Source organism: Leifsonia sp. ALI-44-B, from assembly GCF_001984125.1.
Lineage (GTDB): Bacteria > Actinomycetota > Actinomycetes > Actinomycetales > Microbacteriaceae > Okibacterium.
Genome location: NZ_MTQL01000007.1, coordinates 265,801 through 286,526, shown reverse-complemented (window position 1 = coordinate 286,526; position 20,726 = coordinate 265,801). Strand labels below are relative to the sequence as shown.

The window sequence follows — 20,726 nt, the reverse complement described above, 5'->3', positions numbered from 1 at the left end:
TATTAGTGTGAGGAGGTGAGCACGTCCATCCCCGCCCCCGCCTCCTTCACCCTCGAGAACGTCGACTGGAACGACCCCCGCGCGGTCGCCCTGCGAACCGAGATGGAGGCCGAGATGGACGAGCGGTACGGGTCGTCGCACGGAGACGAGCCTGTCGAGGTCACCGAGGCTCGGATGCGCGCGCTCGCCGTCGATCCCGCGGGCGTTGTGCGCACCATCCTGGCTCTGGATGCCGGGGGCACGCCTATCGGCCACGTGGGCGTGCGCTGGCTCAACGGCGTGCTCGAGGTCAAACGCCTCATCGTCACGGGCGGGCAGCGTGGGCAGGGTCTCGGCCGCGCCCTCATGCAGGCCGTCGAAGACGTTGCGCGCGCCGAGAACGAGACCCACATCATCCTGCAGACGGGCACGAAGCAGCCCGAGGCAGTCGCACTCTACGAGCGCATCGGATACCGCGCGATCCCCGTTTATGAGCCCTACCGCGAGACCATGCCGTGGTCGCTCTGCTACGAGAAGTTCCTCGACGCGGTCTAGACCGACTCGCGGCTAGGCCGGCTCTGAGGCGAGCCCAGCGACCTCGATCGACGGTTCGACGGCGGGCGCTGCATCCGCATCGGTCGCCGTCAGGCCATAGATGGCGAGCCAGGAAAGCGCGATCGTCATGGCCGTGAATTCGAGCAGGCCTCCGATATCGGTGCCGAGCTGAGCCACCGAGAGCAGGCCGCCCACGCTCGCCACGAGGAGCATGCCGATGCCGGCCACGGCCGAGATGCGGGCCAGACGGCGGCGGTGGCGCAGGAACGCCACCTGGATGCAGGCATAGCCGCCGGCCGCGAACCCGAGCACGGCACTCGACGTGTGCACGAGGTCTTGCACGGTGCTTCCCGCGGTGAAGGGCACGGGGCAGCCGGGCGTGCACGTGACTTGCGACGCGAGCGCGAACATGACGCACGCGAAGACGAGCGTGGCGGCGACGGGCCAGGCGCTCAACCAACGGGTCGTCGAGCGCACCGAACGGGTTCCCAACGCGATGAGCGTGCCACCGAGGGCGATGCCGAGCAGCGACGCATTGAACCAGGGGGCCGTTGCGGCGCCGGTCTCGCCGAGCTCGCTGACATAGACGGGCCGACCGGCCATGACCCGCAGCGACCACACGGTCACGATGGCCGCGATGATGAGAATTGCTCCGGTCACGCGCAAGCGATGCGGATGCCGGGGCGCTTCCCGCTGCAGATCGTTCGCCACCGACATCCCCGTTCTCGCGCGGCAGGGCCGGCGTCTCGCGCCCACCGAGCGGTCGACCGTCCGTCGATCGTACTCACTGGGCCCGGCTCGGCAGAACCCCCGGCGGGCGAAACCTCCCGGCTGGTGCGGGCGAATCCGGCGGCACGGGACCCGCCGAGGCGAGGCGCGCGCCGAGCGGCTCAGCCGACCGGCGACACCGCTCTTGCGGCACTCTTCTCACGCGTCCGTTGTTGCCGTCGTCGTGGCCGCCGCCGCGTGCGCCCCGCAGAACACCGACGCGGGGTCGTGCAGCTCGCACACGACCAACTGCTCGCGGCAGGAGGCATCCGCGCAGTTCTGCATGCGTTTCGTCGACGCCCCGCACACCGCGCACGCACCGATGACGGCCGCGTGGTCGCTGAACTCGAGCGACATGCGCTTGTCGAACACGTAGAGCGACCCCTGCCAGAGGCCGTCGTCGCCGAACTGTTCGCCGTAGCGCACGATGCCGCCGTCGAGCTGGTAGACCTCGCCGAATCCGCGCGACGTCATGAGGCTCGACAGCACTTCGCAGCGGATGCCGCCCGTGCAGTACGTGACGACGGGCTTGCCCTTGAGGTGGTCGTATTCGCCCGAGTCGAGGGCGGCGACGAACTCGCGCGTGTTCGAGACGTCGGGCACGACGGCATCCTTGAAGCGGCCGATCTCGGCCTCGAACTTGTTGCGGCCGTCGAAGAACACGACGTCGTCTCGGTTCTGCACGAGCTCGTGCAGCTCTTCGGGCTGCAGATGGATGCCGCCACCCACCACGCCGCCCTCGTCGACGACCAGCTCATCGGGCGCCCCGAACGACACGATCTCGTCGCGCACCTTGACGGTCAGCTTGGGGAAGTCGAGGCTGCGGCCCTCGGCGTCGAGACCTGAGCCGTCTGACCACTTCACGTCGAGGTTCTTGAACGGCGCGAACTCTTGTGTGCCCCGCAGGTAGCGTTTCACGGCATCGATCTCGCCGCCCACCGTGCCGTTGATGCCGTGCTTCGACAGCAGGATGCGGCCACGCACACCCCAGCGATCGCCAGCTCGCGTTGCCACAGGCGCACCGCTTCGGGGTCGGCGAGCGGCGTGAACGCGTAGTAGAGCAGGATCTTGGAGAGGGCCACCCGACGATTTTACGCGCGGTCGGGCGGCGTCACTCCGACACCCAGTTCTCGCCGTTCAGGGGAAAACCGTCGCGTCCGCCCCGGCCGGCGCCACGGATGGCCCAGGGGAGGCCGGTCGCGAGCGTGACGCCCGAGCGGTCCTGACGTTGGAGGTGCAGATGCGGCTCGGACGAGTTGCCGCTGTTGCCGCACGCCGCGAGCACATCGCCCGCGCGCATCCGGTCGCCCACGTTCACGCGCACCGAACCGTGTTGCAGATGCCCGTAGGTGAAGAACGTGCCGTCGTCGAGCCGCAGCACCACGTGATTGCCGAGCATCTTGCGGGGGCCGCCGACGCTGCGCGCCAAGCCCTCGATGACGGTCATATAGAGGATGGCGTCCCACGAGTAGCGCGTCTTGTGGTCGACCTCGGAGTCGTGTCGCGCGACGACGGTTGCGTCGGCGACGGCGTGCACCGGCAGGCCGAAGCCCGGAAAATCGCTGGGCGGCAGGTAGCCCGTGACGGTGCGTCCATAGACGGGTCGGTGCCGGTCGTCGGGGATGCCGATGAGGTCGATGGCCCAGGTCTGCCCGAGCGTGTGCAGGCCGTGGCTGGGCGTGGCGGAGGCCGGAGAGTTGACGGCCTGCCAGCGGCCGCGCACGGGCGAGTCGACGACGATCGACCCCTCGCGCTCGATCGGGGAGGCGCTGCCGAAATAGGCGCCCGCGGCGATGAGGAGAGCGCCGACCATGCCGAGGACGGCGGGAACGAGTCGCGCATCGAGACCCGAGGCGACGATGACGACCTGCAGGAGGAGCGCGAAGCCGATGACGATGAGACCCGCGGTGGGGGCGAATCCGCGCAACCAAGCATGCGGGCGCGGGCGCGGCTCGGGGGCGGCGGCGGGCGGGATGCTGGGCGAGGCGGGAGGAGACATCCCGTCTAGCCTAGGGGCGTCGTGCCGTGACGGGGCGGGCGCGCACGCAGGAAGAGGGGCCGCCCGCCGAAGCGGCCGACCCCTCAGATGTGAGCTGGAGCGGGCCCGAAGAAGCCCGGTCCAGCAGCCTCACCGTTACGGCTTCGCCTGGTCCTGCACCGCGCCGCGAGCGTCCTGAGCGCTGCTCTTGACGTTCTCGGCCTCGTCGGTCGCCGTGCCCTTCACGTTCTGGGCGGCCTCCTGGGCGGTCTCCTGAACGGCGTGCGCGGCCTCCTGGGCCGGCTCCTTGAGGTCCTCGGCGATGCCCTTGGCGACATCCTGGACTTCCTGCAGGGCGGGTGCCGCGGCATCCTTGGCCTGCGAGGCCAGTTCCTTCTCCTTGTCGCTCGCGGGAATGAGGGATGCGGCGAGCAACCCCACACCGAAGGCGATCAGTCCGACGGCCAAGGGATTGCCCTCGGCCTTGTGGACGGCCTTGTGCGAGGCGTCGGACAGGCTGCTGCCCGCACCCGACACCGAGCCGACGGCGGAGTCCTTGGCGCCGAGGACCGAGTCGCGGGCGTCGGTGGCGACACCGAACACGCGGTCCTTCACGCCATCCACGCGGCCGCGCAGCTTCTCCTTCTCGCGGTCGACGATCTTCGAGGGGGTGACCTTGTCGGCGAGGGCGTCGACGTCGCTCCCCAGTTCGGAACGGGTGCGCTCGATGTTGGCCCGAATCTGGTCGGGATCAGAGGCGTCGTAGTGCATGCTCATCGGTTTTCCTCATTCTTCTTCAGGGTGTCCGGAATCTTCTTCAGCGAGTCGGCGGTCTGCGGCATGCCCTGTACGTCCTTGAGCTTCTTGCGGCCCTGGAGGTAGAGGATGCCCGCGATGATCGCCCAGATGAGGGCGACGACCACGGCAGACCATCCGTTGTCGATCAGGTGACCGAGGCCCCACCACAGTGCAATGGAGAGGAAGAGCACGGCCATGAGTCCTGCGTAGCCGGCGCCTCCGAGTAGTCCAGCGCCCTTGCCGGCACGCGTCGCGGACTGCTTCAGTTCGGCCTTGGCGAGGTCGACTTCCTGGCGCATGAGCGCCGAGATGTCGCGCGACACCTCACCGAGCAGATCGCCGAGCGAGGTGTTCGCCGCTTTCTCTTCCGAGGGGGTGTGCTGCGGATCCGTCATAGCCGGCGCCCGTCGTCGATGGTCGGGTCGTAGGCGGGCGCCGAGACGGGCGGGAAGTCGCCGTCGAGCGTGGGCGTGCCATCGGTGTAGGCGGGGGATGCCTCGCCGTAGACGTCGTCGGGCGACGCGGGCACGGGCGGCACCGGGGGAACCGGCGTCACGGGCACGGCCGGAGCGGCGTGCGCGGGGGCGCTCGTCGAGGCGCCCGCTGTGCCGGTGGTGCTCGACGCGCTCGACGCCGCGGCCTCCTTCTCGTCCTTCGCTTCGCTCGTCAGGCTGCGCACGAGGCGACCGGCCACGAGGCCCGCGACGGCCGAGACGGCGATGAAGGTGCCGGGCTTGCGGCGGGCGTAGTTCTTCACCTCGGTGAGTAGCGAACCCGGGTCGCGCTCGTCGAGCCAGGAGGCAATGCCGCTGGTGCGCGAGGCCACCTGCGAGACGAGGTCCGTGGCGACGCCGGGCTGATCGGATGCCTGAGCCATGCGGTTCAGCTCATCGCCGATGCTGCGCAACCCCTCGGCGACGCGGCCCTGCTGCACGCCGGCCTGCTCGTGCAGCTGCGTGCGAGCCTCCTCGTAGAGCGCCTGCGCCTGCTTTTTGGTCTCACCCGCGACCTTGGATGCTTCCTCCTTGGCCGTGCCGGCCACGTTCTTGGCGGAGTCTGCGGCGTCGTGCCCGACCTGGCTCGCCTGTTCCTTGGCGGTACCGGCGACTTCTTTGGCCGTGTCGGTGACACCGCTCGTGGAGTTGTGGTCCTCCGGCGGGTTCGTCGGAGTGTATACGTCGGTCATGGTTATCCTTCCGTGACGTCTGATGCATGGCCCCCGACTGGGGGTCGAGGGCAACGTGTGATGACGATTCTGGAAGGTGCCGACGGGGTCTGGCAATCCCCTTTACTGGACGGGTTTTTCATCCCTAACATGTTCCGTTTCATGCCAACGGATGGCTTCGGCGCAGGCCCTTGCCTGGCGGTGTTGCACGAGGTGCCGACCGCGTCGAACGTGCACTAGCGTGGCCCGGGAATTGCTGATGAGAAGCCGTTTACACCAGTCGCCTCTGCCGACGGGATCATGCTCCCCCCGCAAGACCAGGCTAGGCACCGAAACCCCTTCGAGCCGATCGCGCAAGGGGTAGGCGAGCATTTCTTTCAATTCCATGGCATACCAGCGGGGGCCGGCTCGCAGATAGTCGGTGAAGACGAGCACGTTTCCGTCGAGCGGTTCGAGCAGGGTGTCGCGCGCGAGGTCGAGGCCCTGCTGCCAGGCCGTGCGGCGGCGGTCGTTGACGACCGGTCCGATCAGCACGAGGGTGCGGGCGAGGTCGGGTCGGCGGCGGGCGATCTCGGTGGCGATCTGGGTGCCCATGGAGTGGCCGACGAGGAGCGAGGGGCGCAGCATCCGCCGGTCGAAGAGGTCGATCAGCATGGTCGCGAGGTCGTCGACCGACAGAGGCCGCGGCGGACGGGGCAGGCCGCCGTAGCCGGGCAGGTCGAGCGAGACGACCGTGTGAGTGCTCGAGAGCTCGCGGTGCAGCCGTCGGAAGTAGCGGTGCGTGACTCCGAGGCCGTGGATGAGGACGGCGACGGGTGCAGCGGCTGTGACGGCTCCGTCGTGCCTGCCCAAAATGAGTTGCGAGCCCGCCGAAGATGCCGGTGTCGGTGCCGGTGTCGTGGGCCTCGGCGGCGCTGCGGTCGTGTGCAGCGCTATCGACTGCCCCCACACCTCGACGATCTCGACCGTGGGCCGGGCTGCCCGCCGAGCAGACACACCCCGCCGAGCGAATGCTGCCAGCTCAGGCATCCTTTCGGCGCGAGATCGCGGGCAGGTGCGAACCGGGAACGTCGTTCTCGTTCCACGTCTTGATGATCGCCCACGCCACGGCCGCGATGGGCACCGACAGAATGGCGCCGATGATGCCGCCCAGGATGGTGCCGGCGGCCAGAGCGATCAGGATGACGAGCGGGTGCAGCTTGAGCGATTTGCCCATCACGATGGGCTGCAGGAAGTTGCCCTCGAGCTGGTTCACGCCGACGACGGCGACGACGACCCAGACGGCGGCCCAGAGCCCGTTGGTGACGAGCGCCACGAGTGCCGCGAGGATTCCGGCGACGGTCGCACCCACGATGGGGATGAACGCGCCGATGAAGACGATGACGGCCAGCGGGATGGCGAGCGGGATCTGCAGGATCGACAGCACGATGCCGATACCCACGGCGTCGACGAGGGCCACGATCGCGGTGCCGCGCACATAGCCGCCGAAGACCGATACCGAGCGGCTGCCGATGCGCTCGAAGCGCTGGTGGTTGTGCGGCGACAACGGCTTGATGAGGAAGGCCCACATCTCGGGGCCATCCTTGAGGAAGAAGAAGAGGACCACGACACCGAGGGCGACGGCCGTGGCGATCTCGCCCACGACCGTGACGCCGGCGAGGGCGCCGGAACCGAACTGGCTCGACGTGAGGAAGTCGGTGGCGGTCTTCTGCAGGTCTTGCAGATGCGCCTGATCGATGGGCAGGTTCGTGGTCTGCAACCAGTTCTGCACCTGGTTCACGCCGTCCTCCGCACTCTTCACGAGCGAGGGCCACTGGTTCTGCACCGCGAAGACGATGAGCGTGACGACGCCGCCGATGACGACGATGGCGAGCACGAGCGCCACCCACGTGGCCACGATCGAGGGCACGCCACGTTTGCGCATGAACGCGATGAGCGGGTGCAGCGCCGAGGCCAGGATCAAGGCGATGATCACCGGGATGACGACGACCTTCAGGTTGATGAGGGCGTAGACCAGGGCGACGGCGAGCAGCAGAACCGCGATGATCTGGATGCTGCGGGTCGCGGTGCGACCGAGGTTGTCGGTCCACATGGTGCGCAGGCCCGGCTTGGGGTCGCTCGGAATGGGCGCGACGGGAACGCTCGGCTGCGCGCTCTTCACGGTCTTCTTGCGGATCATCGGGTCCTCGTTCATGCGTCGTGGCGTCGGCGTGCGGCGTCGGCCATCCTGGTCCGGTCACGGCCAGCCTATGCCGCGCGTGTCGTGACGGCTCGAAAACGGCCGGGGGTTGCGCTCCCCGACAAACTCTCGGAGTCGACGGATGGCGGCGGCGTAGGGTGTCTCTACCGACGCACGATCCCTGGAACGGAGTAGTCAATGTACGATTACGATCCCTACGCCCGGCTCGACGAAGTGCCCTCGTTCACGCTCACGTCGACCGATGTCACCGACGGCGAACCGCTCGCCCTGGCCCAGTATGCGGCCGATTCGGGCGGCGAAGAGGTCTCGCCGCAGCTCAGCTGGTCGGGGTTCCCGGCCGACACCAAGAGCTTCGCCGTGACGGTCTATGACCCCGATGCCCCGACGGGTTCCGGTTTCTGGCACTGGGCCGTCTTCAACATCCCGGCCGACGTCACCGAGCTGCCGCGCGGAGCCGGCGCGCCGGACAGCGACGCATTGCCCGAAACCGCCATCACGCTGCCCAACGAGCTGCGCCTGACGAGCTTCGCGGGTGCCGCCCCGCCCGAGGGAACGGGCGAGCACCGCTACTACGTGGTCGTGCACGCCGTCGACGTGCCGGAGCTCGACATCGACCGCGAGTCGACGCCCGCCGTGCTGGGATTCAACCTGCACTTCCACACGCTGGCGCGCGCCATCCTGGTCGGCACGGGTTCGTTCGGTCAGGGCAGCGGGGAGTAGCCATGCCGCACGCAGTCATCGTCGACGCCGTGCGCACCCCCTCCGGCCGGGGAAAACCGGGCGGAGCGCTGTCACAGGTGCACCCCGTCGACCTGTTCGCGGGCACCCTGCGCGGCCTCGTGTCGCGCAACGATCTCGACCCGGCCCTGGTCGACGACGTCATCGGCGGATGCGTCACGCAGTCGGGTCGGCAATCGGTCAACGTCACGCGCAACGCCGTGTTGGCCGCGGGTTTCCCCGTCGAGGTGCCCGCCACGACCGTCGACCGGCAGTGTGGTTCGAGCCAGCAGGCCGTCGCGTTCGCTGCCCAGGGCGTGATCGCGGGCGCCTACGACATCGTCATCGCGGGCGGCGTCGAGTCCATGTCATCCACGCCCATCGGCCAGGCGCAGGGCGGGGCGGATGCCTCGGGCCCCCTGTTGCACGAACGCTACCCCGACGGCCTGGTGCACCAGGGCATCTCGGCCGAGCTCGTCGCCGCGCGCTGGGGTTTCAGTCGCCGCCAGCTCGACGAGTACGCGGCCCGCTCGCACGAACGTGCCGCCCGGGCGCGGGACTCCGGCAGTTTCGACCGCGAGATCGTGCCCGTGCAGGTGCCGGGCGGCCCCCTCGTCGACCGCGACGAGACGGTGCGCGCCGCGACCACCGCCGACGGCCTCGCCTCCCTGCCGGCCGCCTTTCGCGACGCCCAGTTCTGCGCGCGCTTTCCCGAGATCCGCTGGAGCATCACGGCCGGCAACGCGTCGCCGCTCACCGACGGCGCCTCGGCCGTGCTCATCATGAGCGAAGAGGCCGCGGCTCGGCACGGGTTCACGCCGCGCGCACGCTTCCACGCCTCGCGCGTGGTGGGCAGCGATCCCATCGAGATGCTCACGGGCATCATTCCGGCCACGCGACAGATCCTCGAGCGCTCGGGGCTGGCCCTCGACGATATCGACGCCTTCGAGGTGAACGAGGCCTTCGCGCCCGTGCCCCTGGCCTGGCAGCGCGACCTCGGCGCCTCGGACGAGCGACTGAACCCCAAGGGCGGGGCGATCGCGCTCGGACATCCGCTCGGCGCCTCGGGCACCAAACTGCTGGCCACGCTGATCGGCCAGCTCGAAGACACGGGCGGTCGCTGGGGCCTGCAGACCATGTGCGAGGGCGGCGGCATGGCCAACGCCACCATCATCGAAAGGCTGTGAGCATGAGGTACGCGAAGATGTCGGCGATCGTCACGGGGGCCGCTTCCGGGCTCGGGCGCGCGACGGCGACACGGCTCGCGGCGGCCGGCATGCACGTGGTGCTCGTCGACCTGCCGTCGTCCGATGGCGCTGCGGTTGCCGAGGAGTTGCGCTCGAATCGGCCCGGGGCCTCGGCGGCGGGTGGGGCGGATGTCGCGGCGGGCGGTTCCGGCGCAGGCTCGGCCTCCTCGGCGGCATCCGCTCAGGCCGCTCAGACCAGCGCACGCACCTCCCGTCGCCGCACCGACCGTCGCACCGACAAGCACCTGCCCCGCATCGAATTCGCGCCCGCCGACGTCACCGACGACAAGCAGGTCGCGGCGGCCGTCGGGCTCGCCACCGAACTCGCTCCGCTCCGTGTGGTCGTCAACTGCGCGGGCATTGCGACACCCGCCAAGCTGCTCGGCAAGGACGGGCCGCTCGATCTCGCGGCGTTCGACCGCGTCCTGCGCGTCAACGTGCTGGGCACCGTGAACGTCACGCGCCTCGCGGCGCAGGCCATGGCCGACGGCCCCGCCGACGGCGGCGTCCCCGACCGCGGCGTCATCATCAACACAGCCTCCGTCGCCGCGTTCGACGGGCAGATCGGCCAACCGGCCTATGCCGCGTCGAAGGGCGCCATCCACTCGCTCACGCTTCCCCTGGCCCGCGAACTCGCGCGCTACGGCATCCGCGTGAACACCATCGCGCCGGGCATCTTCGAGACGCCGCTCATGATGGGGCTGCCCGAACGTGCCCGGGCGTCGCTCGGCGAACAGGTGCCCTACCCGCAGCGGCTCGGCCTGCCCGACGAGTTCGCGCAGCTCGTCGAGGCGATCGCCGAGAACGCCTATCTCAACGGCGAGACCATCCGCCTCGACGGCGCGATCCGCATGGCGCCGCGCTAGGTAGGCTGGATGGGTCGACACCGCGGTCGCCCGCGGGCGGCACCGCTCCTCCCACGAAAGGCTTCACCCGATGTCTACGACCACCGTTCGCACCCACCCGAGCGACGACAACCTCGAGCGCTCCGAGCAGTTGGCCTGGAAGATCGCCCAGGTCGCCGTCGACGATGTGGCGGTGAGCGACGAGGTCACCGAGATGGTGATCAACCGCGTGATCGACAATGCGGCGGTGGCTGCAGCATCCCTCACGCGCTCGCCCGTCGTCTCGGCCCGGTCGCAGGCGCTCGCGCACCCCGTTTCGGTGGGCGGCCAGGGTGCGACCGTATTCGGCCCGGCCGCCTCGCGCCGCGTGTCGCCCGAGTGGGCCGCGTGGGCCAACGGCGTCGCGGTGCGCGAACTCGACTACCACGACACGTTCCTGGCGGCCGAGTATTCGCACCCGGGCGACAACATCCCGCCCATCGTCGCGGTCGCCCAGCACGTGGGCGCCACGGGGCACGATCTCGTGCGCGGCATCGCCACGGGCTACGAGATCCAGATCGACCTCGTGCGCTCCATCAGCCTGCACGCCCACAAGATCGACCACGTCGCGCACCTGGGCCCCTCGGCCGCCGCGGGCATCGGCACGCTGCTCGGCCTGCCCGCCGAGACGATCTTCCAGGCCGTCGGCCAGGCGCTGCACACCACCACGGCAACGCGCCAATCGCGCAAGGGCGAGATCTCGACGTGGAAGGCACACGCCCCCGCCTTCGCCGGCAAGATGGCCATCGAGGCCGTCGACCGGGCCATGCGTGGGCAGACGTCGCCCGTGCCCATCTACGAGGGCGAAGACGGTGTCATCGCCTGGCTGCTGGGCGGGCCCGAGGCGTCCTACGAGGTATGGCTGCCCGATGCGGGCGAGCAGAAGCGCAGCATCCTCGACAGCTACACGAAGGAGCACTCGGCCGAATACCAGGCGCAGGCGCTCATCGACCTGGCCCGCCGGTTGCACGGCAGCCACCCCGAACTCGCCGACCCCGCCAACGTCGAGCGCATCGTCATCCACACCTCGCACCACACGCACAACGTGATCGGGTCGGGTGCGGGCGACCCGCAGAAGTACGACCCCCGGGCCACGCGCGAGACGCTCGACCATTCGGTGCCCTACATCTTCGCCGTCGCGCTGCAAGACGGCGCGTGGCACCACGTCGACTCCTACACGCCGGCCCGCGCGGCGCGCCCCGACACCGTCGAACTGTGGCACAAGATCACGACGGCCGAAGACCCCGAGTGGACGCGCCGCTACCACTCGACCGACCGCGCCGAGAAGGCATTCGGCGGCCGCGTCGAGATCGAGCTGACCGACGGCACACGCATCGTCGACGAGATCGCCGTGGCCGACGCGCACCCCCTCGGTGCCCGCCCGTTCGGTCGCGCCGACTACATCGCCAAATTCCGGATGCTCGCCGCCCCCGTGCTCGAGGAGAGCGAGATCGAGCGTTTCCTCGCGCTCGCCGAGCGGCTGCCCGAACTCACGGCCGACGAGGTGGGTCAGCTCACCATCCAGGCCGCCCCCGGCGTGCTCGCGTCGATCGAACCGCCGCACGGCCTCTTCTAGACGGCCTCGAAGGAGAACAATGCTCTACGCCACCACATCGCCCGCCGAGAAGCGCCGACTGTTCCGCGAGCGACTCGCCACGGGTGAGTTGCTGCGGTTCCCCGGCGCATTCAACCCTCTGACCGCGCGCCTGATCGAACGCAAAGGCTTCGACGGCGTCTACATCTCGGGCGCGGTTCTGAGCGCCGACCTCGGCCTGCCCGACATCGGGCTCACGACGCTGAGTGAGGTGGCCGGGCGCTCGAAACAGATCGCCCGCATGACCGAGCTGCCCGCCATCGTCGATGCCGACACCGGATTCGGTGAGCCCATGAACGTGGCGCGCACCATCCAAGAGCTGGAAGACGCGGGCCTGGCCGGAACGCACATCGAAGACCAGGTCAACCCGAAACGCTGCGGGCACCTCGACGGCAAACAGGTGGTCGACGAGCAGACGGCGCTCAAGCGCATCCGGGCCGCCGTCGATGCGCGCCGCGACCCCAACTTCCTCATCATGGCGCGCACCGACATCCGCGCCGTCGACGGTCTCGATGCCGCCATCGACCGCGCCAAAGCGTTGGTGGATGCCGGAGCCGACGCCATCTTCCCCGAGGCCATGCGCGACCTCGCCGAGTTCGAGGCCGTGCGCCGGGCCGTCGACGTGCCGATCCTCGCCAACATGACCGAGTTCGGCAAGAGCGAGCTGTTCACGACCGAGCAGCTCGCGTCGGTGGGCGTCAACATCGTCATCTGGCCTGTGTCGCTGCTGCGCATGGCCGTCGGCGCGGCCGAACGCGCGCTCGACACGCTCAACGACGTGGGCGCCTTGACGTCGCAGCTCGGCCAGATGCAGCACCGCGCCGACCTCTACGACCTCATCGACTATGAGGGCTACAACCACTTCGACAACTCGGTCTACACGTTCCGCATCGAGAAGTAGCCGGCCGCCTCACCTCTGGCCGCTGCACGCAGAAACGCCCGCCCCCGGATGCTCGGGGCGGGCGTTTCGACGTTGTGCGGGTGCTGCTAGCTGCCGCAGGTGTAGGTCACGCCATCTTCGACGAACGTGCCGTTACCGTGCTCGGCGCAGTATTCGACGACGTGCGCGATGGCGCCACCGATCGCGATGAAGCCGATGATCACGAGGATCGTGACGATCGAACCCACGATGATGCCCGCGAGGGCGACGCCGTTCTTGCGGCCCGCCTTCTTGGACTGCACGAAGGCGATAATGCTCAGGATCAGGCCGATGATCGAGAACGCGCCGAGGAACGAGACGATGAGGCCGACGATGCCGAGGACCTTGCCCGGGTAAGACGAGGACTGGACCTGGTTCTGGCCGGGGCCGGGGTAACCGCCCTGCTGCGGGTACTGCGGAGCGTTGGGCTGGCCGCCGTACTGCTGCGGCTGCTGGCCGTACGCGGGCTGCTGACCATATTGGGGCTGCTGGCCGTACTGCTCGCCGTGCTGCCCCTGACCGGGCTGGCCGTACTGGCCCTGGCCCTGCTGGTCGCCTTGCGGGTAGGCGGGAGGCTGCGAATTGTGGCCCTCGTTCGAAGGCGTGCCGTTCGGGTCGTTCTGTGACATGGATTCCCCTTTCTGTGTGCGACCTTAGCGTGCGTTCGGCTACACAGCAGGGTTCCCCGCGCTGGGTCGTGTCGTCAGGACTCGAAGTGCTCGGTGTAGCTCGTGTCCGGGCCGTCGTCCGGCTGGGCGCGGTTCGCCGCCGTCAACCGACGGATCTCCCGGCGCATATGCTCGAGGGCCTTCTCGTTGGCGGGCTCGTTCAGCGACGTGTGCGTGGATTCGACCATGATCGGCGCCCCGGCGCTCAGCAGCAGGGTGGCTTCCACCTCATCGCCGTCCGCGCCGAAGGCGTGCACATCGACGCTGTCCGCTTTGTCGTGGTTGACCAGCAGGGCCGCATATTCAACCAGGGTGTCCGCGGTCTCATCGTCGATCAAGAGGGACTTGTCAGAGAAGGTCAGATGCTTCATGCTCACACGTTAGGCACTATCCCCGGAACGCAGAAGGCCCTTGACGTCTCGCAGCCTGGGCTGGCAAGGGCGGCGGCGGGTAGCATGCAGGGGTGGGTGGGCATCCACCCGGTCGAATGCAAGGGAGCAGACATGGCCGAGCCCGAGATCAAGAAGGGTTTGGCGGGGGTCGTCGTCGACTACACCGCCGTCTCGAAGGTGAATCCCGAGACGAATTCGCTGCTCTATCGGGGCTACCCCGTGCAGGAGCTGGCCGCGTCCTGCAGCGTCGAGCAGGTCGCCTATCTGCTGTGGCACGGTGAGCTTCCCTCGCTCGAACAGCTGGCCGATTTCGAAGAGAGCGAGCGCACGCAGAGGGCCCTCGACAATCGCGTGCGGGCCGTCATCGACCTGCTGCCGACGAGCGCCCACCCCATGGATGTCGTGCGCACGGCCGTGAGTGCCATCGGGGCGACAGACGCGAGCGCCGAGGACCTAAGCGACGCCAACACGTTGCGCCAGGCCATCCGCCTGTTCGCTCAGCTGCCCGCCATCGTGGCCTATGACCAGCGCCGCCGGCGGGGCGACTCGCTGATCGAGCCGCGCGACGACCTCGGCTACAGCGAGAACTTCCTCTTCATGACCTTCGGCGAGGTGCCGTCGCGCGAGATCGTCGACGCCTTCACGGTGTCGATGATTCTGTATGCCGAGCATTCCTTCAACGCGTCGACGTTCACGGCGCGCGTCGTCACGTCCACGCTCGCCGACCTCTACTCGGCGGTCACGGCCGCGGTCGGCGCGCTCAAGGGCCCGCTGCACGGGGGTGCCAACGAGGCCGTCATGCACGTCTTCGACGAGATCGGGGATGCCGCATCCGCCCCGGCCTGGCTCGACGAGGCGCTCGCGGCCAAACGCAAGATCATGGGCTTCGGCCACCGGGTCTACAAGAACGGCGACTCGCGCGTTCCCACCATGCGAGCCTCACTCGAGACGTTGGTCGAGGCGTCGGGGGAGCGTGACCTGATGGACCTCTACGAGACGCTCGAGACGGCCATGCAGGAACGCAAGAACATCAAGCCGAACCTCGACTACCCCTCGGGTCCGGCCTATCGCTTGATGGGTTTCGACACGGGCACGTTCACGCCGCTCTTCGTGGCCGCGCGCGTGGTCGGGTGGACGGCTCATATTCGCGAGCAACTCGCGTCGAACGCCCTCATCCGCCCCCTGTCGGAGTACAACGGGCCCGACGAGCGGCACCTCTAGGGCTCGGCCCGGCATCATGATGGCCGCGTCAGACGCCGAACCGCTGTTCCTCGAACCGGGCACGCGTTTCGCGCCCGCCGACATCGTGCGCTGGGCCGGCAAGGACACCGGCTCGACGCTCGACGAGGCGATCGCGCGCGCGGATGTGCTCGTCAGCGCGCCGCACGCCGGTTCGCTCATCCCGGGCGAATTGCGAGAGTTTCTCGCGCCCGAACTCACGCGACGGCTGCAATTCGATTTCACCGACCAGTCGACGAGCCCGGTGGTGCGCCGCTGGGCCGAGATCGACGAGAGCATCGTGGTGGTCGAGAATCCGCATCCGCGGCTGGTGCGCGACCCCAACCGTGCGCGGCCCGCCGATCTGCGCGCCTCCCTCGCCGAAGCGTTGGCGCGGGTGCGCGCCGCGGGGCCGTTCGAACGCGTCGATCTCACGGGCGTGGATGCCATCCGTCCCGTTACGTTCTCGTTCTTTCCTCTGCTGCGGGTCTCGGCCGATGAAACCGAGGCCGAGATCGAGCGCTTGACGCGCGCCTTCGAGGACGCCGGCACCCGGGGCGTCGACGTCTATGAGCGCACCCGCGACGACCTGCTCGAACGTTTCGCCGCGCGCGCGATCGACGCGGGCACGCGCTTCACGACGCTGTCCTTCCACGACACCATGAATACGACGACGACGCGGGACGGTGCGGTGAACGTTCCGCGCGCCGAGGCCGACCGGTTGCCGGCCGTCGTGGCGCTCTCGAACCGGGGCGACGAGCGGGGGGAGCGGCGCGGTGAGGACGCCTCGATGAGTGTGACGATGCATCCCGATCGCGTTCGCACTCTGGCCGAGGCCCATCGCGCGGCCTTCGGGGTGCGGGCGGCGAGCGATGTCGCCCTGAACAAGCCCTATCTCGGCAGCCAGGAGATCATTCGCGCGGGGGCCCGTTTCGGCGAGCTCGCCGGGGCCGCCTCAGCTACCGGTGCCCAACTGGATGCGGTGCAGGCCGAGTTCTTGCGCGAGTATCTGCTCGGTGAGGCCAACGCCGAGATCCTGCGGCGGCCGGGCGTCGGATGGGTCGAACCCGACCTCGACCACGTGGACCGGCTGGCGCACGCCTGTCGCGACGCCTGGGCCCTCTACAGGCAGAACTAGCCCGCGGCGGCGACGCTGGGCCGACGACGCTGGCCCGACGGCGCTCGCCCGATCGTGCCCGGTGAAGACCGCGAACTCGTCGTTGAGCACGCCCATCATCCGCCCCACAGCACGCCGAACAGGGCCCCGAAGGCGATCGTCGTGACCGCGAGGATGAGCGTGGGCAGGAAGAACGCGTGGTCGACGAGCTTCGTGCCGAGTCGGGTGCTGCCCGACACGTCGAAGTTGGCGGCGGCGATCTGCGAACCGTTGGTCGGCAGCAGATAGATGCCCGCAAAGGCTCCCGCCCACATGCCCGACAGCAGACCGAGCGGGATGCCGGCCGCCAGCCCGATGGGCACGATGGTGCGGGTGGCGGTCGACTGGCTCGTCGTCAGCACGCACACGAGGAACACGCCCAGCGCGAAGATCGCCGGGACGGCCTGCACGAGCGATCCGACGCTGCCCGCGATCTCTTCCGTGTGGGCGCTCAGGAACGTGTCGGTCAGCCACGCGAGGCCGAACAGCGCCACGGCCGACACCATGCCGGCGCGGAACACGGTCGTCGTGGGCACCTCGGACACGCGCGGGCGCGAGACGAGCAGGATGATGGTCGCCGCCACGAACATGACGATCTCGATGATGGGCGTCATCGAAACCGGTTCACCCTCGCCATCGAGGGGGCGCAGACCTTTGAAGAGCCCGAACGCGACGATGGCGAGAACGCCCGTGAAGAAGATGAGGGCGGCGTTGCGACCGGCCGCGGTGACGGTGACGGCCGGCTGTAGCGGCGCCGAGCCGGGACCGCGCACGACGGCCGGGCCCGCGGCGGGCGTGACGCTGTGCGCACCGACGGCCGCGATGCCCGTCGTCGGCGGGTTGTGGTCGGTCGCCGCCCGAGTGGACGCCGCGCCCGGTGCGGGGTTCGCGCCGACCTCGGGCGGGGGGATCGTTCCCGCCGCGATGCGCGCCTGGATCTCGGGGTCGTCGGCGATGTTCTTCCCGAGCCGCGCGACCACGAAACTCGACACGACGATGCCGAGGATCGCGGCCGGGATCGTCACCTTCAGGATGTCGATGAGCTCGAAGTCGTAGGGTGCGACATCCGTGAGCGTCACCATGGCGGCCATGGCCGCTGAAACGGGGCTGCACGCCAGCGCGACGCCCGTCGAGACGACCGCCAACGATAGCGGGCGCGAGGGGCGGATGCCGTTGCGATAAGACAGATCCTGGATGACGGGCAGCAGCGGGTAGAGGATGTTCGAGGTGCCGGCGCCCACCGAAAACAGGAAAGCCACGAGCGGAGCGACGAGCGTGATCTGCTTGGGGTTGCGCGCGATGAGCTTGGCGGCGACCGACACCATCCAGTCGATGCCACCCGCCACCTGCATGACGGACGACGCGACGACGACCGAGATGACGATCAGGAGCGCATCGACGGGCGGCGAGCCGGGCGGCAGGCGGAAGACGAAGACGAGCACGGCGACGCCCGCGCCGCCCCAGAGGCCGAGGCCCACACCCGACGATCGCGTGCCCATGACGATGGCGCCGAGCACCACGAGCAATTGCAGGATGAAGAGTGCGGTGTCCACGGCTGCCCCCAACCGATCCGGGCGAAGCCGTCGGTGGTTTCGCCGCTACCTCAGAACATAGACCCGCGGCCGTTTCGGCGCACCCAGTGGGTGGTCGAAACGGCCGCGTGGTTCTGAAACCCGTCGTCAGGGGGACGGGGTCGGTGCTGTGCTCGCTAGTCGGCGGAGCGCGTCTCGGCGATGAAGGCCTCGAGCAGCTCGCGACCCTCGTCGTCGGGGTGCTGGATGGCCGGCGACTTCATGAAGTAGGCCGATGCCGACTCGATGGGGCCACCCTGGCCGGCGTCGAGCGCGAGCTTGGCGGCGCGGACGGCGTCGATGATGATGCCGGCCGAGTTGGGCGAATCCCACACCTCGAGCTTGTATTCGAGCGACACGGGTGCGTCGCCGAAGCCGCGGCCCTCGATGCGCACGTAGGCGAATTTGCGGTCGTCGAGCCACGGCACGTGGTCGCTCGGCCCGATGTGCACATCGTTGGCCGGCAGGTTCTCGACGATGTTGGAGGTCACGGCTTGCGTCTTCGAAATCTTCTTGGACTGCAGGCGGCGGCGCTCGAGCATGTTCTTGAAGTCCATGTTGCCGCCCACGTTGAGCTGGTAGGTGCGGTCGATCTTCAGGCCGCGGCTCTCGAACAGGCGGGCCATGACGCGGTGCGTGATGGTGGCGCCCAGCTGGCTCTTGATGTCGTCGCCGACGATGGGCACGCCCGCATCAACGAACTTCTGCGCCCACGCGGGGTCGCTGGCGATGAACACGGGGATGGCGTTGACGAAGGCGACACCCGCGTCGAGGGCGGCCTGCGCGTAGAATTTCGCGGCCTCCTCGGAACCCACGGGCAGGTAGCAGACGAGCACGTCGGCACCCGAGTCGCGCAGCTCTTGCACCACGTCGACGGGCTCGGCCTCGGACTCGTCGACCAGCTCGCGGTAGTACTCGCCCAGGCCGTCGAGCGTGGGGCCGCGTTTGACGGGAACACCGGTGGTCGCGACATCCGTGAACTTCATGGTGTTGTTCTCGCTGGCCCAGATGGCCTCGGCGAGGTCGAGGCCGACCTTCTTGGCGTCGACGTCGAAGGCGGCCACGAACTCGAGGTCGCGCACGTGATACTGCCCGAAACGGACGTGCATGAGGCCGGGGACGGTCTCGTCGTCTGCGGCGTTGGCGTAATAGGTGACGCCCTGGATGAGTGAGTTCGCACAGTTTCCGACGCCGGCGATTGCAACACGAATACCCATGTGGTTCTGATCCTTAAACGGCCGACTCGCGGCCTGAACTCTCGTTAACGTTCTGTGATGCGGCTTCGTCGCCGACTTCCCACTCTAGAACAATGGGCTGGGCGCGGGCGGGCCCACGACGGGGCTTGTGGATAACTCCGCTGCGCCCTAGGCCGCGGCGAAGAGATTCAGCGCGGCCCACTGCAGCAGGATGACGGTCTTCCCGTCGGCGATGCGCCCGTCGGATGTCATGCGCAACGCCTCGTCGAACGGAATCGTGAGCGCCTCGATCTCTTCACCCTCGTCGGCGACCCCGCCGCCCGGGCCCGTCACATCGGCCGAGGTCCACGGCGCGACGAAGAAGTGCACGCGTTCCGTGACCGAACCGGGGCTCATGTAGAGCTCGAAGACGGGCCGCACGGGGCCGACGGTCACGCCCAGCTCCTCTGCTACCTCCCGCCGGATTGCCGTCTCGGGCGAATCGCCGTCGAGCAGCCCCGCGGCCGTCTCGATGAGCATGCCGTCGGGGTGGTCGTTGACGTAGGCGGGGAAGCGGAACTGCCGCGTGAGCAGGACGGTGCGCGCCTCGAGGTCATAGAGCAGGATGGTGGCGCCATTGCCCCGGTCGTAGGTTTCACGTTGCTGGGTGGCCCAGGCTCCGTCGCGCCCGCGATAGTCGAGTGTCGTGCGGCGCAGCACGTGCCAGCCATCCGAGACGACCTCGACGTTGCGCACGCGCACATCGGGGTTGCGGTCGAGGTCGGCGCCCGTCAGGTGCAGTCCCGTTCGGCCGCGGCTATCGGGCGTCAGCACCCCGGGTGAGGCGGCGTCGGTGGATGCGGTCGCGGAGTCGTCGTGCGGGGTAGAAGCCATGCCGCCATCGTATGCGCGGGTCAGCGCACGAGGCGCAGCGTCTCGACGCTCGGCACGTGCTGGCGCTGGCCACCCGAGTGCACCACGTCGTCGCCCTCCACACGCAGCTGGCTCTGGTGCGCGCCGAGCGCCGCCATGACGCGGGGATGCTGGGCCGCGAAGTCCCGGCGAAAGAGGCGGGTGTCCGTCTCGGTCTCAGGCGCCGCGTCGAAGTGGAACGCCTCCGCCTCGGCGGGGCTCTCGACGACCTCGGCGAAGGGCAGTTCGAGCCGGCGGGCTGCCGCGAACCCGGCCTCACGCATCCGAACATGATCGGGGTGACCGTAGCCCCCGCGCTCGTCATAGCCGACGACGAGATCGGGCCGGATGCGGTCCAGCGCGGCGACGAGGTCTGCCGTCACTTCGTCGAGGGGGGCGAGGCTCAAGGAGCGGGCGTCTGCGGTTCCGTCGGCCTCGGCGAAACCGTCGGAACCCCAGCGCATGCCCGAGTCGAGGTAGCGCCGCGCGGGCAGGCCGTCGGCGCGAGCACCGGATGCTCCGAGAAAGACGTGGTGCAGGGCGGCGCTGTCGCCGGTCAAAGCGGTGAGGGCTCGTTCGAGTTCGTGCTCGCGTTCGTCGACCAGGGCTGGCGTTCCTTCGAGGGCCGAGAGGGGGCCGGGAACGACCTCGCCGCGTTCGCCGCGGCTGCCCGTGACGATGTGCACCTCGCATCCGTTCTCGGTCAGCCACGCGATCAGGTGGCCGGTCGCGAGCGTCTCGTCGTCGGGATGGGCGTGCAGGAAAGCGACACGGGTGGGGCGGATGCCGAGCAACTCGACGGGTTCTGAGGTCACCGGGCGATGTTACCC

General features: G+C 69.0%; 21 protein-coding genes and 1 pseudogene. 8 read left to right on the top strand and 14 right to left on the bottom strand.

The window, feature by feature from the left end; all coding sequences use genetic code 11:
- Positions 1 to 15: 15 nt before the first annotated feature.
- Complete coding sequence (locus ALI44B_RS08355; RefSeq protein WP_238592166.1) at positions 16 to 534, top strand: GNAT family N-acetyltransferase; 519 nt, start codon at positions 16 to 18, stop codon at positions 532 to 534.
- A 12-nt stretch (positions 535 to 546) separates the two neighbouring features.
- Here the strand turns inward: ALI44B_RS08355 and ALI44B_RS08350 are convergent, their stop codons facing one another.
- The 8 genes and pseudogenes from ALI44B_RS08350 to ALI44B_RS08315 all read right to left on the bottom strand — a co-directional run bounded on the left by ALI44B_RS08350 (position 547) and on the right by ALI44B_RS08315 (position 7,422).
- Complete coding sequence (locus ALI44B_RS08350; protein ID WP_179100239.1) at positions 547 to 1,194, bottom strand: DUF998 domain-containing protein; 648 nt, start codon at positions 1,192 to 1,194, stop codon at positions 547 to 549.
- A gap of 267 nt (positions 1,195 to 1,461) precedes the next feature.
- Positions 1,462 to 2,384, bottom strand: a pseudogene (trhO, locus tag ALI44B_RS08345) (oxygen-dependent tRNA uridine(34) hydroxylase TrhO).
- A gap of 29 nt (positions 2,385 to 2,413) precedes the next feature.
- Positions 2,414 to 3,301 carry a M23 family metallopeptidase gene (locus tag ALI44B_RS08340; protein ID WP_077054274.1) on the bottom strand — a complete coding sequence of 296 codons (888 nt, stop codon included), beginning with the start codon at positions 3,299 to 3,301 and terminating at the stop codon, positions 2,414 to 2,416.
- A gap of 135 nt (positions 3,302 to 3,436) precedes the next feature.
- Positions 3,437 to 4,057 carry a DUF3618 domain-containing protein gene (locus ALI44B_RS08335; RefSeq protein ID WP_238591945.1) on the bottom strand — a complete coding sequence of 207 codons (621 nt, stop codon included), beginning with the start codon at positions 4,055 to 4,057 and terminating at the stop codon, positions 3,437 to 3,439.
- Positions 4,054 to 4,473 carry a phage holin family protein gene (locus ALI44B_RS08330; RefSeq protein WP_077052955.1) on the bottom strand — a complete coding sequence of 140 codons (420 nt, stop codon included), beginning with the start codon at positions 4,471 to 4,473 and terminating at the stop codon, positions 4,054 to 4,056. The genes ALI44B_RS08335 and ALI44B_RS08330 overlap by 4 nt, the downstream gene beginning before the upstream one ends.
- Complete coding sequence (locus tag ALI44B_RS08325; protein WP_077054273.1) at positions 4,470 to 5,264, bottom strand: hypothetical protein; 795 nt, start codon at positions 5,262 to 5,264, stop codon at positions 4,470 to 4,472. Before ALI44B_RS08325 ends, ALI44B_RS08330 begins: the two co-directional genes overlap by 4 nt.
- 102 nt (positions 5,265 to 5,366) lie before the next feature.
- The gene (locus ALI44B_RS08320; RefSeq protein ID WP_179100238.1) at positions 5,367 to 6,095 is read right to left on the bottom strand and encodes an alpha/beta fold hydrolase; all 729 of its coding nucleotides are present in this window, start codon (positions 6,093 to 6,095) and stop codon (positions 5,367 to 5,369) included.
- A 169-nt stretch (positions 6,096 to 6,264) separates the two neighbouring features.
- Positions 6,265 to 7,422 carry an AI-2E family transporter gene (locus tag ALI44B_RS08315; RefSeq protein ID WP_143459124.1) on the bottom strand — a complete coding sequence of 386 codons (1,158 nt, stop codon included), beginning with the start codon at positions 7,420 to 7,422 and terminating at the stop codon, positions 6,265 to 6,267.
- Positions 7,423 to 7,620: 198 nt separating this feature from the next.
- Here ALI44B_RS08315 and ALI44B_RS08310 point away from each other — a divergent pair, with 198 nt between their 5' ends.
- The 5 genes from ALI44B_RS08310 to prpB all read left to right on the top strand — a co-directional run bounded on the left by ALI44B_RS08310 (position 7,621) and on the right by prpB (position 12,786).
- On the top strand, positions 7,621 to 8,163 hold the full coding sequence (locus ALI44B_RS08310; protein WP_077054271.1) for a YbhB/YbcL family Raf kinase inhibitor-like protein: 543 nt from the start codon (positions 7,621 to 7,623) through the stop codon (positions 8,161 to 8,163).
- 2 nt (positions 8,164 to 8,165) lie between these two features.
- Complete coding sequence (locus ALI44B_RS08305) at positions 8,166 to 9,347, top strand: thiolase family protein (protein ID WP_077054270.1); 1,182 nt, start codon at positions 8,166 to 8,168, stop codon at positions 9,345 to 9,347.
- Positions 9,348 to 9,349: 2 nt separating this feature from the next.
- Complete coding sequence (locus ALI44B_RS08300; RefSeq protein ID WP_077054269.1) at positions 9,350 to 10,273, top strand: SDR family NAD(P)-dependent oxidoreductase; 924 nt, start codon at positions 9,350 to 9,352, stop codon at positions 10,271 to 10,273.
- Positions 10,274 to 10,343: 70 nt separating this feature from the next.
- On the top strand, positions 10,344 to 11,867 hold the full coding sequence (locus ALI44B_RS08295; protein WP_077054268.1) for an MmgE/PrpD family protein: 1,524 nt from the start codon (positions 10,344 to 10,346) through the stop codon (positions 11,865 to 11,867).
- A 19-nt stretch (positions 11,868 to 11,886) separates the two neighbouring features.
- The gene (prpB, locus tag ALI44B_RS08290; protein ID WP_077054267.1) at positions 11,887 to 12,786 is read left to right on the top strand and encodes a methylisocitrate lyase; all 900 of its coding nucleotides are present in this window, start codon (positions 11,887 to 11,889) and stop codon (positions 12,784 to 12,786) included.
- Positions 12,787 to 12,872: 86 nt separating this feature from the next.
- On the opposite strand, the gene ALI44B_RS16140 is transcribed toward prpB, so the two are convergent.
- Positions 12,873 to 13,433 carry a hypothetical protein gene (locus tag ALI44B_RS16140; RefSeq protein ID WP_083709762.1) on the bottom strand — a complete coding sequence of 187 codons (561 nt, stop codon included), beginning with the start codon at positions 13,431 to 13,433 and terminating at the stop codon, positions 12,873 to 12,875.
- Between the two features lie 74 nt (positions 13,434 to 13,507).
- Positions 13,508 to 13,843, bottom strand: a complete 336-nt coding sequence (locus ALI44B_RS08280) for a hypothetical protein (RefSeq protein WP_077054266.1) — start codon at positions 13,841 to 13,843, stop codon at positions 13,508 to 13,510.
- Positions 13,844 to 13,975: 132 nt separating this feature from the next.
- Between ALI44B_RS08280 and ALI44B_RS08275 the strand changes: the two genes are divergently transcribed.
- Positions 13,976 to 15,085: a bifunctional 2-methylcitrate synthase/citrate synthase gene (locus ALI44B_RS08275; protein WP_077054265.1), complete on the top strand. Its 1,110-nt coding sequence runs from the start codon at positions 13,976 to 13,978 to the stop codon at positions 15,083 to 15,085.
- Positions 15,086 to 15,101: 16 nt separating this feature from the next.
- On the top strand, positions 15,102 to 16,220 hold the full coding sequence (locus tag ALI44B_RS08270; RefSeq protein ID WP_238592165.1) for an N-formylglutamate amidohydrolase: 1,119 nt from the start codon (positions 15,102 to 15,104) through the stop codon (positions 16,218 to 16,220).
- A gap of 95 nt (positions 16,221 to 16,315) precedes the next feature.
- On the opposite strand, the gene ALI44B_RS08265 is transcribed toward ALI44B_RS08270, so the two are convergent.
- The 4 genes from ALI44B_RS08265 to ALI44B_RS08250 all read right to left on the bottom strand — a co-directional run bounded on the left by ALI44B_RS08265 (position 16,316) and on the right by ALI44B_RS08250 (position 20,711).
- Positions 16,316 to 17,791 carry an anaerobic C4-dicarboxylate transporter family protein gene (locus ALI44B_RS08265; RefSeq protein WP_077054264.1) on the bottom strand — a complete coding sequence of 492 codons (1,476 nt, stop codon included), beginning with the start codon at positions 17,789 to 17,791 and terminating at the stop codon, positions 16,316 to 16,318.
- 155 nt (positions 17,792 to 17,946) lie between these two features.
- Positions 17,947 to 19,026 carry an inositol-3-phosphate synthase gene (locus tag ALI44B_RS08260; protein WP_077054263.1) on the bottom strand — a complete coding sequence of 360 codons (1,080 nt, stop codon included), beginning with the start codon at positions 19,024 to 19,026 and terminating at the stop codon, positions 17,947 to 17,949.
- Between the two features lie 147 nt (positions 19,027 to 19,173).
- Positions 19,174 to 19,878, bottom strand: a complete 705-nt coding sequence (locus tag ALI44B_RS08255; protein WP_077054262.1) for an NUDIX domain-containing protein — start codon at positions 19,876 to 19,878, stop codon at positions 19,174 to 19,176.
- 20 nt (positions 19,879 to 19,898) lie between these two features.
- Complete coding sequence (locus ALI44B_RS08250) at positions 19,899 to 20,711, bottom strand: PIG-L deacetylase family protein (RefSeq protein WP_077054261.1); 813 nt, start codon at positions 20,709 to 20,711, stop codon at positions 19,899 to 19,901.
- Between the last annotated feature and the right edge of the window lie 15 nt (positions 20,712 to 20,726).

What these genes read in the sequence shown, in the direction of transcription:
- ALI44B_RS08310 (WP_077054271.1), top strand. Translation starts at nt 7,621, where the DNA reads ATGTACGATTACGATCCCTACGCCCGGCTCGACGAAGTGCCCTCGTTC.
- ALI44B_RS08330 (WP_077052955.1), bottom strand. Translation starts at nt 4,473, where the DNA reads ATGACGGATCCGCAGCACACCCCCTCGGAAGAGAAAGCGGCGAACACC.
- ALI44B_RS08270 (WP_238592165.1), top strand. Translation starts at nt 15,102, where the DNA reads ATGATGGCCGCGTCAGACGCCGAACCGCTGTTCCTCGAACCGGGCACG.
- ALI44B_RS08325 (WP_077054273.1), bottom strand. Translation starts at nt 5,264, where the DNA reads ATGACCGACGTATACACTCCGACGAACCCGCCGGAGGACCACAACTCC.
- ALI44B_RS08335 (WP_238591945.1), bottom strand. Translation starts at nt 4,057, where the DNA reads ATGAGCATGCACTACGACGCCTCTGATCCCGACCAGATTCGGGCCAAC.
- ALI44B_RS16140 (WP_083709762.1), bottom strand. Translation starts at nt 13,433, where the DNA reads ATGTCACAGAACGACCCGAACGGCACGCCTTCGAACGAGGGCCACAAT.
- ALI44B_RS08280 (WP_077054266.1), bottom strand. Translation starts at nt 13,843, where the DNA reads ATGAAGCATCTGACCTTCTCTGACAAGTCCCTCTTGATCGACGATGAG.
- ALI44B_RS08305 (WP_077054270.1), top strand. Translation starts at nt 8,166, where the DNA reads ATGCCGCACGCAGTCATCGTCGACGCCGTGCGCACCCCCTCCGGCCGG.
- ALI44B_RS08340 (WP_077054274.1), bottom strand. Translation starts at nt 3,301, where the DNA reads ATGTCTCCTCCCGCCTCGCCCAGCATCCCGCCCGCCGCCGCCCCCGAG.
- prpB (WP_077054267.1), top strand. Translation starts at nt 11,887, where the DNA reads ATGCTCTACGCCACCACATCGCCCGCCGAGAAGCGCCGACTGTTCCGC.
- ALI44B_RS08295 (WP_077054268.1), top strand. Translation starts at nt 10,344, where the DNA reads ATGTCTACGACCACCGTTCGCACCCACCCGAGCGACGACAACCTCGAG.
- ALI44B_RS08255 (WP_077054262.1), bottom strand. Translation starts at nt 19,878, where the DNA reads ATGGCTTCTACCCCGCACGACGACTCCGCGACCGCATCCACCGACGCC.
- ALI44B_RS08315 (WP_143459124.1), bottom strand. Translation starts at nt 7,422, where the DNA reads ATGATCCGCAAGAAGACCGTGAAGAGCGCGCAGCCGAGCGTTCCCGTC.
- ALI44B_RS08275 (WP_077054265.1), top strand. Translation starts at nt 13,976, where the DNA reads ATGGCCGAGCCCGAGATCAAGAAGGGTTTGGCGGGGGTCGTCGTCGAC.
- ALI44B_RS08300 (WP_077054269.1), top strand. Translation starts at nt 9,350, where the DNA reads ATGAGGTACGCGAAGATGTCGGCGATCGTCACGGGGGCCGCTTCCGGG.
- ALI44B_RS08260 (WP_077054263.1), bottom strand. Translation starts at nt 19,026, where the DNA reads ATGGGTATTCGTGTTGCAATCGCCGGCGTCGGAAACTGTGCGAACTCA.